This window comes from Shewanella sp. SW32 (genome assembly GCF_025653365.1).
GTDB lineage: Bacteria > Pseudomonadota > Gammaproteobacteria > Enterobacterales > Shewanellaceae > Shewanella > Shewanella oncorhynchi.
The window spans coordinates 24,594-37,118 of the sequence record NZ_JAKKSJ010000001.1 but is presented as its reverse complement, the minus strand read 5'-3'; the positions used below and the strand labels follow the sequence as shown (position 1 = coordinate 37,118).

Sequence of the window (12,525 nt, the reverse complement as noted above, 5' to 3'; positions counted from 1 at the left end):
TCTACTTATAAAGTGGTATTTGCAAATTTGTATCTGATATGTGAACGATGATTTAACACCCGTGAATGGTAATTCTAAACTTTGCATTTTGATATTTTAAATAGTGAAATTAAGCCGCTAGCCTATGATGTGTATCACAATTTCAATCTTTAAACTTAGGCCGAAATGATGAATTCATTTTCGGTTAAGCAAAATGAACGATGTTAAGAGAGCCTAAATCTTAAGTAGTTATCTTAAGGTTTTGAGCATAAAAGCAATGGGATAAGAGGGCGAGGATTGGGGGAAGATATGGCATTTTAAAGTGATTTAATTGTGCCTTGGATAAATAGAAGCCATAGCCCAGTAAACCCACTTAACCCACTTAACATCCATGACGTAAGCTAGGTTGATGAACTTAGTGTGTAATCTATTTTTGTATTAGTGTGCTGGTTCGAGTGCGGCAAGTAAGGAGCGCACGACGAGATCACACTGGCTTTGGCTGTAACGCCGATGAACTGCAGGTTTCTCAATCAGATAATAATGTGGCGCCATCATAGTTTCGTGGAGTCTATTAAGCTCTGTGTCGCTAAGGCGCTCGAGATGTAATCCGGGCATATGTTTAACTGTGTGCATATCAATGCTGGAACAGAAAGCCACACTCTTCATGGTTAATAGATGGGCATACCATTCCTCCCTGTCTATCACTTTCTCTACTGTAGGCAGTAAGATACCTTGGCGCTGGCAAAATAATTCTAAGGGATCGATTTTACTGTTAAAGCCCTTGAGTTCTTGAAATAGAAACGGATGGCGACAAATTTGCTCTAAGGTAATATTCGTCTCAACGTCCCAAAGTGGGTGTTGCTTGGCTGCAACGATATAAATGCCATTGATTGAGCCAAGTTTGGTGTAACTTAATTCTTTATTTTCAGCACTTTCAAACGTAATCCCAAAATCAAGCGCACCTGCGTGGATCAACTCAGCGCTATTTTCCTGCCATTTATGTAAGCGTATTTGTCCTAGCTTTTGGGCAAGTTCAGGAGTACTTAACTGAGGCGCTAAAAAGCTTAGCAGGCCATTACAAGCAGCGATATGCAGCGGTAAGTCGGCATTGATGGCTGCATTTTGTATCTGGATTGCAGATTGTTCGAGGTGATAAACCGATTCAGTAAACTGGCAAATAGCAACGTAGAGACTTTCTGCTAAAGGCGTCGGTTTAAGCCCCTGTTGACGACGATAAAATAGTTCATCGTTAAAGGTTAGGCGTAATGCATTGAGGCAGCGGCTTATTTTGGGTGCAGAAACATCTAGCGCTTTGGCCGCGCTATTTGCGTGCCCAGTGTCGAAAATACTTTTAAATACAAGCAAGGTAAAAACATCGAGTTCACAGATCTGTTTTAGTAATAAGTTGCTCATTTTGTATTTTGCCCTGTATGAGTCTTAAATGTTTTTGCGGCGCTATTAGGGGAGTTCTGTGTCCTTGCGATTACCCGAACCACCGCGATCAAATATCATGGATACTAACTGCCAAGATTAACATTCAGCATGCGGATTAACTGTGATCCCTCTCGGCAAAATAACAATTATTTAACCATTGTAAAGGGGAGAGTTGGGGAGAGTTAGATGAGTAGGCGCTATGTTTAACATCAGGCGGAAAGGAATGATTGAGCTAAAAGAGTGAGTCAAAGTCTGCTCACCTAAGGCGGCGAGCAAACGATAGTGATGCATTTCGGATTAACGAGATTCTATGACGTCGTTTTGCACGGACGGTAAGTTGAGTGGATCTGCTGTTGGTGTATGGCCTATTGCATGGGAGTAAATGGTTGGTGCATCTTCTTTAATCCGCATCCCGATAAATTGGCCACCCTCTAGGATTTGCATTGAGGTACTTGCCACTTCGCCGTCGACAACACCATTACGTTGGATCACTAAACGCTCACAAATAAGTCTGCCTTTGAAGTGCCCATCGACGATAAATTCATGGCACTTTACTTCACCTTGAATTATACCGCCTTGTTCTATGGTGATATTGGCCTCAGAAAGCAGCTGACCTTGGATATCACCGCCAACAAGCACGTCGCCTGTTAATTCGATATTTCCCGTGAGTTTAGTGCCTCGAGCAATAAAGCTAAAAGAGGTACTTTTTTTAGGCGGGAAAAACAGTTTTTTTACAAACATCATCATAAATTAACTTAATTCGAGAAGGGATTAACTGAGTTCAACAGAGGCGCGATACTAGCTTAAAATCCATGAGAAGCACAGCTCTGCATGTGTTAATGCAATTACAGTGTTTCTATCAAGTTGGTCGTTTTATCTCAATGGCTTTGCTAGGGCAAGGAGCTACGCAGGCACCGCATCCAGTACAAAGATCAAGATCTATTTTGGGGCTCGGAGCCTGACCAATACTGAGCACAAAACTGATGGCTCTTGGTTCGCAGGCATCCTTACAACTTTGGCACCAGATCCCTTGAAAGGTTAAGCAGCTTTCTTGAATATGGGCTTGGTATTGCCAAGGTGCTTGAGTCAAATCGAAAATATTTTCAGGGCAAGCCTTAGCACACAGGGTACAAAATGTGCACTCATTGTCCTTAAAGGAGACTTCAGGAAATCCGCCATCACCTTTGATGATAATGTGAGTTTCACAAACCTCAAGACAGGCGGAACAACGAGTACACACATCGGTAAACTCGATATCATCACGTACCCAAGGCGGCCTTATCGCATTATCTTTACGCCGGCGAAAGAGGCTGCGACGGCTGTGATTAATACTTTGAGTCATGTTGCTCCTCGGGTGGTTAATGATGTAAAGCGATGGTATTTAGAGGGATAAAGAAAAATGGCTTGGGAGATTTCCACAAGCCATTCAAGTTATTAGCCGTTATAACCATTCGGATTGGTTGATTGCCAATGCCAGCTACTGTTGGCCATATCTTCTAGGGTATGAGTCGCTTGCCAGCCAAGATCTTCCCTTGCGTGGGTTGGATCGGCGTAGCAGGCGGCAATATCCCCTGGGCGACGTGGCGCAATTTGGTAGGCAATGGTGTTACCACAAGCTTTTTCAAAGGCTTTAACCATGTCTAATACACTATATCCTTGGCCTGTGCCTAAGTTATAGGTCACTAGACCAGGCTTAGTGGCCAATTTTGCGAGCGCTTTTAAATGGCCATTGGCTAAATCCACGACATGGATATAGTCACGCACGCCAGTACCGTCGTGTGTCGGATAATCATTACCAAACACGCTTAAGGCGGTGCGTTTGCCCACGGCAACCTGCGCAATAAAGGGCATCAAGTTGTTAGGGATATCGTTAGGATCTTCGCCGATTAAGCCACTGGCATGGGCGCCAACCGGATTAAAATAGCGCAGACGGGCGATATTCCAGCTCGGATCGGCATTGTGTACATCTGCCAGTATATGTTCAACCATCAACTTAGACTGACCATAAGGGTTTGTTGCCCCTGTGGGAAAGTCTTCGGTGATCGGTAAACTTGCGGGATCTCCATACACAGTTGCCGATGAGCTGAATACGAGATTTTTTACCTTAAACTCTGCCATGACTTGGCAAAGGATAAGCGTACCCGTAACGTTATTCTCATAATACTTAAGGGGTTTTACGACGGATTCTCCCACCGCTTTTAATCCTGCAAAGTGGATAACTGAATCAATAGCATGATCGTTAAACACTTTCTGCAATAATGCTTTATTGAGAATATCGCCTTGATAGAAAGTAACCGATTTACCAGTGATCCGCTCGACTCGGTTTAAGGCTTCTATGCTTGAATTAGACAAGTTGTCCAATACAATCACATCATTACCAGCATTGAGCAGTTCTACTACTGTGTGGGTGCCAATATAGCCAGCACCACCGGTCACTAAAATCGTCATTACTTAATTCCTTTTACAACGGTTTTTAAATAGTGCGCAAAATCTTCACCGATTTCGCTGTGGCGCAGGGCATATTCAACGTTAGCACGCATATAACCTTGCTTGTTACCACAGTCGTGGCTCTTACCTTCCATGTAGTAAGCATTTACGGTTTCTTGCTTCATTAACATCGCAATCGCATCCGTTAATTGAATTTCATCGCCCGCGCCCGCAGGAGTTTTAGCCAGTAGTGGCCAAATGCTGGCAGGTAACACATAACGGCCTACAACGGCTAAATTAGAAGGAGCTTCATCTACAGAGGGTTTTTCAACTAGTTCGACTAATGGCTCAGATTCACCCGGTTGTAAATCATGACCATTCACATCGGCAATACCGTATTGGTTGACGACGTTATGTGGTACGCCTTCCACCATGATTTGACCGACTTGGGTTTCATCAAACAGGGCAACCATAGCGGCTAAGTTATCGCTACGAAGGTCACAGCTGGCTTCATCTATGATCACATCCGGTAGCAATACGGCAAATGGAGCATCGCCGACGACAGATTTAGCACACAAAATCGCATGACCTAAGCCTTTAGCTTGAGATTGGCGCACGCTGATCACTGTTACATCTTTAGGACAAATAGATTGTACTGCTTCAAGTAACTGACGTTTAACGCGGCGTTCTAATTGGGCTTCTAATTCGAAACTGGTATCGAAATGGTTTTCGATAGAGTTTTTACTGGCGTGGGTCACGAGTACAATTTCTTTGATCCCTGCCGCGATAGCTTCACTGACTACATATTGAATCAATGGCTTATCAACAACTGGTAACATTTCCTTTGGAATTGCTTTGGTCGCTGGAAGCATACGAGTGCCTAGGCCTGCGACAGGAATAACGGCTTTACGAATTTGATGTTGTTTCATTGCGAACCTTTTAGGTCAAGGAGATGCGGTTAATGGCCAATATTGTAAATGACCTGCACAGAAAAGCTATTTAGAAACGCTGAAAACTTAGGATATTTAAGTATTTTTACAGCGAAGTCGACGTAAGTTTTAGCAAAGGTAGCACAGTGCATCTCATCCAGCATGGGTGATGTGCACTTACATGGCGTTTTTAATACCCTTGTAATATTTGCTTTACGTTTACGTCACAGTGGTGGTGCAAGAATAAAGTGTGAGGGAGTTAACAAATTTAAAGGCTTAGATCACTATGGTTCCATGAGGGCTAGCCACTAAGTGAAGACTATGACGAAAGGAACAGAGTACATCGCTCACAGAGCTGATGACACAGGGTTTATCAACTACCCGCAAGAAGAACATGAGATTTGGAGCCAGCTTTATGCCCGTCAAGCGATAAACCTGCCTGGCCGTGCCTGTAAGGAGTATTTGCAAGGGCTAGATGCCTTGGCTATGCTAAAGGATCGTATTCCGCAACTTACTGAAATTGATACTGTATTGCAAGCGACCACCGGCTGGAAAACGGCAGCCGTACCTGCGCTGATTTCCTTCGGCCGTTTCTTTGAACTACTGGCCAATAAAGAGTTTCCTGTGGCGACATTCATTCGCCGTAAGGAAGAGTTTGATTACCTGCAAGAGCCTGATATTTTTCATGAAATCTTTGGTCATTGCCCTTTGCTCACCAACCCTTCATTTGCTAATTTTTCACATATGTATGGCCAATTAGGTTTAAATGCCAGCAAAGAAGAAAGGGTGTTTTTAGCGCGTTTATACTGGTTTACGGTTGAGTTTGGCTTGCTACAGCCTAAAGATGGCCCCTTGTGTATCTATGGTGGCGGTATTTTAAGCTCACCTGGTGAAACTTTATATGCAATGGAAAGTGACGTGCCAGAACGTCAACCCTTTGATTTATTGAATGTGCTACGAACCCCATATCGCATCGACATTATGCAGCCGATTTATTATGTGATTGAGCACATTGATATGCTTGATGAAATTGCCAAAATGGACATCATGAGTTATGTCACTAAGGCACGTCAGTTAGGTTTATTTGCTCCTAAATATCCTCCCAAAGCCAAGGCGAGCTAGTCTCGATTCGATGGATGGTTTGATGTTTTATTTGAGTCGCCATCTAATTTAGTCATGTGATTTAAGTAATTAATAAGTAATGAGTAAAGTGCAACTGAATATCCCTATTAATGTTGCCAACAGGAGTATGTATGACTGCGTTATCGAATATGAAATGTGAAGCGTGCCAAGCCGATGCACCAAAAGTGACCGATGAAGAGTTGGCAGAACTTATTCGTATGATCCCTGACTGGGGCGTGCAAGTGCGTGACGGCGTAATGCAGCTTGAGCGCGTCTACAAGTTTAAAAACTTTAAACTGGCGATGGCATTCACGAATAAGCTGGCGGATTTAGCGGAAGAAGAATTCCATCATCCCGGCATTTTCACTGAATGGGGTAAAGTGACTGTCACTTGGTGGTCGCACTCCATTAAGGGGCTACATAAGAATGACTTCATCATGGCCGCCAAGACAGACCAGTTACTAGGTTAATTATTTAATCAATTTAATCAGCATCTTAATGTGTTTTATGATGCTGATTTTTTCTTCCTGTTACAATTCAACTGTAAACTAGGCTTGCCACTTTCAGTTTAACCTTCTAACGTATACGGGCTCTGCTATTTCCCCTCATCGCTGACGTTTTCGTCAAAGGTAACGATTTGCCTAGCAAGCGTTATTTTTGTTGTAAAGCCTAAGGCGAAAAATAGCTCTGCACGGTTTATCCCCAAAATTCAAATCAAAAAAGGGAATATCAGTCATTATGCGCTTGGAAGTCAGCTGTCAGGATCGTGTTGGTTTAGCCAAAGATATCTTAGTCGTGTTAGAGCGTTATGGTATTAATTTAATTGCTATTGATGCCAGTAACCAAGGATTCCTGTACTTACAATTTGCCGAAATCAGTTTTGAAACCTTGAGTGCCTTGATGCCGCAGATCCGCAAAGTGGAAAGTGTCCACGATGTGCGTACGGTGTCATTTATGCCCTCAGAGCAAGAACATTACGCCCTTAAAACCCTGCTCAAAACCTTACCCGACTCCGTTTTTTCTATCGATGCCAAGGCACGTATCCGTATCGTTAATGAGTCCGCCTTGCTCAATATCGGCATGGGTGAGCACGAAGTGCTCGAAGAGTCGCTTAATCATTGGGTGCAAGGTTTTAACTTCAGCCGTTGGTTGAGTGAAGCACAAGTATTGCCACAAGCGGCGCGAGTTCAAATCGGTCCAAACGAATATTTAGCGGAAATGCTGCCGATTTACCTACCCGATGAGGATGAAAAAACCATCTTGGTTGGTGCTGTGGTGTCGCTGAAATCCCCTGCGCGCGTTGGAAAACAGTTTAACGCGCTGCAGAACCAAACCACTGGCTTTGAAAATGTATTAGCCAGCAGTGACAAGATGAAGGAAGTGCTTAAGCAAGCGCGGCGTATGGCCCAGCTCGATGCACCTTTGTTGATCACGGGTGAAACGGGTACTGGCAAAGAATTAATGGCCAGAGCTAGCCATGATGCGGGGATGCGCCGTGAAAAACCTTTTATCGCCATCAACTGCGCCGCTCTACCCGACAGCGCTGCCGAAGAAGAATTATTCGGTTACGTCAGTCAGGGCAAAGTCGTCAAACGAGGTTTTTTTGAAGAAGCTAAGGGGGGCACTGTATTTCTCGATGAAGTGGCTGAAATGTCTAGGGCGGCTCAAGTTAAGCTGCTACGGCTATTGCAAGATGGCACTTTTAGACGCATAGGGGGCGATGAAGAAGTGCGTGCTGATGTACGAATTATTTGCTCGACCCAGAAAAATTTAGCTGAACTATGCCAAACCGGCGAGTTTAGGGAAGATTTGTACTATCGCATCCATGTGCTGAGTTATCACATTCCGTCCTTACGCGAGCGTAAAGTCGATATTATTCCACTGACGGAAATGTTCCTCGAACATTACAGTCAACAGTTGTCTAGCCCTGTTCGGCGGATTTCGGCCCAGTGCCGCGATCATTTGCTCACCTACGCTTGGCCAGGTAACGTACGCCAATTAAAGAACGCGGTATTTAGAGCCGTGTCTATGTGGGATGGCTCGGCCGAGTTGACGGTAGAACAGCTGAAATTGCCGTCATATGCTGAAGGTTTTGGTTACTTTGATAATGAGTTTGAGGGCAATCTGGACGATGCAATGAAGCAGTTTGAAGCGAGTTTGTTGCGTCGATTATATCCGGCCTACCCGAGCACTCGCCAGTTGGCGAAAAAGCTAGGTGTATCACACACAGCTATTGCTAATAAACTGCGTGAATACAAGATAGCCAAGCGCCGTTAGTCAGAGTCTCGTTGGGTTGACACAGTCAATGTAACAGTATCGTTCCACTTAGTTGCCGACTTTTCAGGCATATTGCTTACCGAGATATTGATAAGCGGTAACTAGGTTATAAACGTAATGATTAGTTTACAAAATGTGAAATAATTGACCTAAATGTGATTTTGGTCACGCTATAGGAATCTTGAGCTGCATCGGGTATTTCTACGCGCAACAAATACGTTAAAGCAAGTAACAGAGCATGCCTCGTTGGCGCGGAATGCGTAACGTGTATGCCCTTAATGAGTCAAAAGTCCGATTTAAATCGCCGAATATAAGCTGGGTGACGTCGCGCGTTTTCCAGCACAATAAAATTGTACACCTAGCCGAAGAGCACTGGAGCCAATATGAAACTTGCAAGTTATAACAATGGTCGTCGTGATGGTCAGTTGATGTTAGTCAGCCGCGATCTCACTAAAACGGTTGCCGTTCCTGCCATTGCCCACACTATGCAGCAATTACTCGATGGTTGGGATTTACTGAGACCGCAATTGCAAGAATTGTACGATGCGTTAAATGAAGGCATGTTAGATAACGCGCAAGCGTTCGACGAAGCTAAGTGTTTATCGCCATTACCACGTGCCTACCAATGGGCCGATGGCAGCGCTTATGTGAATCACGTTGAGTTAGTCCGTAAAGCCCGTGGCGCAGAAATGCCAGAAACCTTTTGGACAGATCCGTTGTTTTATCAAGGTGGCTCAGACAGCTTTATTGCCCCTAAAGCGGATATCCCATTGGCGAGTGAAGACTGGGGTATCGATTTCGAATCTGAAATTGCGGTTATTACCGATGATGTGCCTATGGGCGTGAGCACTGACAATGCAGCTAAGCACATTAAATTGTTGATGCTAGTTAACGATGTGTCATTGCGTAACTTGATCCCTGGTGAGTTGGCGAAAGGCTTTGGTTTTTTCCAATCTAAACCATCGAGCAGTTTTTCGCCTGTGGCTGTGACACCGGATGAATTGGGTGTCCGTTGGGAAGATTCGAAAGTGCATTTACCGCTGATCACCTATTTAAATGGTGAATTATTTGGTCGTCCGAATGCCGGCGTTGATATGACCTTCAATTTCAGTCAGTTAGTTTCGCATGTTGCAAAAACCCGTCCATTGGGCGCAGGCGCGATTATTGGCTCTGGTACTATTTCTAACTATGACCGTAGCGCAGGTTCGAGCTGTTTAGCGGAAAAACGTATGTTAGAAGTGATTGCCGAAGGCAAAGCCACTACGCCATTTATGCGTTTTGGTGACACAGTGCGTATCGAAATGCTCGATGATAATGATGTAACCATTTTTGGTTCTATCGATCAAAAAGTGGTTGAATACAAAGCCTAAGGCTTTCCCTTAAAGGGCGACACCGACTCAAACTAACGGGGCTTAATTGCCCCGTTTTTATACTGACTTTTATAAGGACATGAAAATATGAAACTTTACGGTTATTGGCGTTCCAGTGCAGCCTATCGGGTTCGAATTGCCCTTAATCTCAAGGGGATTTCAGCCGAACAGTTTTCAGTACATCTCGTACGTGATGGCGGCGAGCAACATAAAGCTGCCTACATTGCGCTTAATCCTTTAGAGTTAGTGCCAACCTTAGTGGTGGATGATGAGCTGGATGTGGATGCCTTATCGCAATCTTTAGCGATTATCGAATATCTTGATGAGATACATCCACAGTCGCCATTATTGCCTGCATCGGCTCTTGAACGTGCTCACGTGCGCGCTATGGCACTTACGGTCGCCTGTGAGATCCATCCATTAAACAACTTGCGGGTATTGCAGTATTTAACGCAAACCTTAGGTGCTGATGACACCGCCAAAAATACTTGGTATCACCATTGGGTCGCAAGTGGTTTTACGGCCTTAGAAACCTTGTTAACACGGCATAGCGGTCGTTATTGCTTTGGGAATGCCGTGACATTAGCCGATCTGTGTTTAGTACCGCAGGTGTATAACGCCCAGCGTTTTAATGTGGATTTAACGCCTTATCCCAATATCATGCGCGTGTGGGCTGAGTGTAATCAGCTTGAAGCCTTTGTCGATGCTGCGCCAGAGCGCCAAGCGGATGCGGTGTAACGAATTGCGCGGATACGGTTTTTACCAATTGAAAGAATGGATGATGAGGCTTGCTTTGCGAGTCTTATCTCAGCGATGGAGTTTAAATGCTTTTCAGTAAAAAATGTCCGTATTGCAAACATAAACTCGGCGCTAAGGATGTGCCGATTAAGGAAGGACGCTGCTGTCATTGTGATAAGCCGATACTGTACAAATTCAATATAATAAAATGGATGGTCCTGTTCGTGCCTATCTATATTGTTAGCGTTAATCTGCTAGACAAAGATGTACATGGTTTTTGGATTTGTGTTGCGGTGATGGCACCGATTTATAGTCTCGTTTCTCTGCTCTGTCATGAGGTCGAAAAGTGCTCAGAAACCGATGGCGAAGTGGAGTAAGCCTAATGTCTTTCCCGTGTTTTTATCTGATATTGAAGCTGGCGATACTGTTATGAGTGGTGCTACGGGTAATGTCATGAGTGAAGCAGCGCTAGAGCATCAATTACTCGAATGGATAGCTCAAGACTGCGAGCGGGTGAGGGCGCTTGAACTCGCGCTTCAATGTGCCAAAGTACACTCAATGCCGCAGTGGTGTCTGGCGGCGGGATTTGTCCGTAATTTAGTCTGGGATCGCTTGCACGAATTTGAGTTGAGTCCACTGAACGATATCGATCTGATCTATTTTTGCCCTTTAGATATTAGCCCTGAGCGGGATCTGGCGATTGAAACCTATCTTCATCAGCTTGCCCCTGAGTTACCTTGGTCGGTTAAGAATCAGGCGCGCATGCATAGTCGCAATCAAGACATGGCTTACACATCTTGTATTGATGCTATGGCTCATTGGCCAGAGTTAGAAACCGCGGTTGGGGTGGGTTTAAAATCTCATGTTGAGACAGATACTCAGGTAGATGCAGAGACTGATCATCATTGCACGCATTACGGTATTGAGCTGGTGGTTCCCTTTGGGCTGAACTCTCTGTTTGCCCTCAAATTGAGCGCCAATCCAAAGCGATCATTACCAGTGTTTCATCACAGAGTCGCGACTAAGGGCTGGCTAACTCGCTATCCTTTGCTTACGTGTTGCTACTCAAGCTAATCTTCTCACTTTCTTATTCGTTCAGTCTAAAACTGACTTAACCGCCTCACACTATCATTCCATGCAATCTAGTTATCTAACATGATAGGTATCATCCTCAAGCCGTTTTTATTTGTTCATTTTCTGTTTTTAGCCTTATTCAACCCGTCTCTATAATTTGAAATTAATGTTCAAATAACCTCTTAGTTAAGTGCTTTTTATTGTTACTAAAATGTTTATGGTGTTGTTGGTCACTACCTCTTGCGGAAGTCATTAGTGATGGCTAATACAACACTTAGCTCACAGAAAACAAAGGGGTATTATCAATAAATGTTTGAATTTCGTGATTCAGCTCCCATGTGTAGTACCTATAAGTGAGTATTGCTCACTCACTTTGATTTGGATCAATAAATCAGCCGCATATCTCTGGCAGTGTAGGCGTCAATTGTTAAGGATGTAATACAAAACAAAAACCTATGTTGTACATATGGAGTATGATGATGAATAAAAACACTGTTTCTACACTGGTCGCTGCCACCCTTTTAGCCGCTGGTTTTTCTGCCTCTGTATCGGCTCACCAAGCGGGTGACATTATCGTTCGAGCGGGTGCTGTAGTTGTTGCGCCAAATGAATCAAGTGATGATGTTGCGGGTAACGGCGAGTTCCAAATCAGCAATAACACTCAAGTGGGTTTAAACTTTGGCTACATGCTGACAGATAACTTTGGGGTTGAGTTATTAGCTGCCACACCTTTTAGCCACGATGTTTCTTTGGCTGGCGTAGGTAAGATTGCTGAAACTAAACATTTACCACCCACTTTAGTGGCGCAGTACTACTTTGGTGATGTGCAATCTAAATTACGTCCATACGTGGGTGTTGGTGTTAACTATACTAATTTCTTCGACAATGAGTTCACCAACGATTTAAATGGTGCGTTAACTGACTTGAGCATGAGCACTTCGTGGGGCTTAGCGGCACAAGCAGGTGTTGACTATCAGGTTAACAAAAACTGGTTAGTGAACGCTTCAGTGTGGTACGCACAAATTAGCAGTGACGTGAAGTTTAAATTAGCGGGCGACACTGTGGTTATCGACACTGATATCAACCCATGGGTTTATATGGTCAGCGTGGGTTACACTTTCTAATCCACTGATTAGATAAGCGTAAAAAAGGAGCCTTAGGCTCCTTTTTCGTTT

At 44.1% G+C, this 12,525-nt stretch carries 13 protein-coding genes; 8 read left to right on the top strand and 5 right to left on the bottom strand.

Annotated elements, in window-relative coordinates; genetic code table 11:
* Positions 1-417: 417 nt before the first annotated feature.
* The 5 genes from L5M28_RS00170 to galU form a co-directional block, all read right to left on the bottom strand.
* On the bottom strand, positions 418-1,392 hold the full coding sequence (locus L5M28_RS00170) for a LysR family transcriptional regulator (protein ID WP_263202061.1): 975 nt from the start codon (positions 1,390-1,392) through the stop codon (positions 418-420).
* Positions 1,393-1,710: 318 nt separating this feature from the next.
* Entirely contained in the window at positions 1,711-2,160 is a 450-nt protein-coding gene (locus L5M28_RS00165; RefSeq protein WP_113938943.1) for a polymer-forming cytoskeletal protein, read from the bottom strand.
* Between the two features lie 112 nt (positions 2,161-2,272).
* Positions 2,273-2,755: a ferredoxin-type protein NapF gene (gene napF / locus L5M28_RS00160; RefSeq protein WP_168823154.1), complete on the bottom strand. Its 483-nt coding sequence runs from the start codon at positions 2,753-2,755 to the stop codon at positions 2,273-2,275.
* A gap of 92 nt (positions 2,756-2,847) precedes the next feature.
* The gene (galE, locus tag L5M28_RS00155; protein WP_263202059.1) at positions 2,848-3,861 is read right to left on the bottom strand and encodes a UDP-glucose 4-epimerase GalE; all 1,014 of its coding nucleotides are present in this window, start codon (positions 3,859-3,861) and stop codon (positions 2,848-2,850) included.
* Positions 3,861-4,769 (bottom strand): UTP--glucose-1-phosphate uridylyltransferase GalU, encoded by a 909-nt coding sequence (gene galU, locus L5M28_RS00150; RefSeq protein WP_168823151.1) that lies wholly within the window; start codon positions 4,767-4,769, stop codon positions 3,861-3,863. The genes galE and galU overlap by 1 nt, the downstream gene beginning before the upstream one ends.
* A 321-nt stretch (positions 4,770-5,090) precedes the next feature.
* Between galU and phhA the strand changes: the two genes are divergently transcribed.
* The 8 genes from phhA (at position 5,091) to ompW (ending at position 12,474) form a co-directional block, all read left to right on the top strand.
* Entirely contained in the window at positions 5,091-5,891 is an 801-nt protein-coding gene (gene phhA, locus L5M28_RS00145) for a phenylalanine 4-monooxygenase (RefSeq protein WP_263202057.1), read from the top strand.
* 131 nt (positions 5,892-6,022) lie between these two features.
* Positions 6,023-6,361 carry a 4a-hydroxytetrahydrobiopterin dehydratase gene (locus tag L5M28_RS00140; RefSeq protein ID WP_106650051.1) on the top strand — a complete coding sequence of 113 codons (339 nt, stop codon included), beginning with the start codon at positions 6,023-6,025 and terminating at the stop codon, positions 6,359-6,361.
* A 268-nt stretch (positions 6,362-6,629) separates the two neighbouring features.
* Positions 6,630-8,168, top strand: a complete 1,539-nt coding sequence (gene tyrR, locus L5M28_RS00135; RefSeq protein WP_113938940.1) for a transcriptional regulator TyrR — start codon at positions 6,630-6,632, stop codon at positions 8,166-8,168.
* A 383-nt stretch (positions 8,169-8,551) separates the two neighbouring features.
* Positions 8,552-9,538, top strand: coding sequence for a fumarylacetoacetate hydrolase family protein (locus L5M28_RS00130; RefSeq protein WP_028760574.1), 987 nt, complete (start codon positions 8,552-8,554; stop codon positions 9,536-9,538).
* Between the two features lie 87 nt (positions 9,539-9,625).
* Positions 9,626-10,276: a maleylacetoacetate isomerase gene (maiA, locus tag L5M28_RS00125; protein WP_219234214.1), complete on the top strand. Its 651-nt coding sequence runs from the start codon at positions 9,626-9,628 to the stop codon at positions 10,274-10,276.
* An 86-nt stretch (positions 10,277-10,362) separates the two neighbouring features.
* The gene (locus tag L5M28_RS00120; RefSeq protein WP_263202056.1) at positions 10,363-10,653 is read left to right on the top strand and encodes a hypothetical protein; all 291 of its coding nucleotides are present in this window, start codon (positions 10,363-10,365) and stop codon (positions 10,651-10,653) included.
* Positions 10,654-10,705: 52 nt separating this feature from the next.
* Positions 10,706-11,350 carry a nucleotidyltransferase family protein gene (locus L5M28_RS00115; protein ID WP_263202143.1) on the top strand — a complete coding sequence of 215 codons (645 nt, stop codon included), beginning with the start codon at positions 10,706-10,708 and terminating at the stop codon, positions 11,348-11,350.
* Between the two features lie 476 nt (positions 11,351-11,826).
* The gene (gene ompW, locus L5M28_RS00110) at positions 11,827-12,474 is read left to right on the top strand and encodes an outer membrane protein OmpW (protein ID WP_263202055.1); all 648 of its coding nucleotides are present in this window, start codon (positions 11,827-11,829) and stop codon (positions 12,472-12,474) included.
* Positions 12,475-12,525 lie beyond the last annotated feature (51 nt).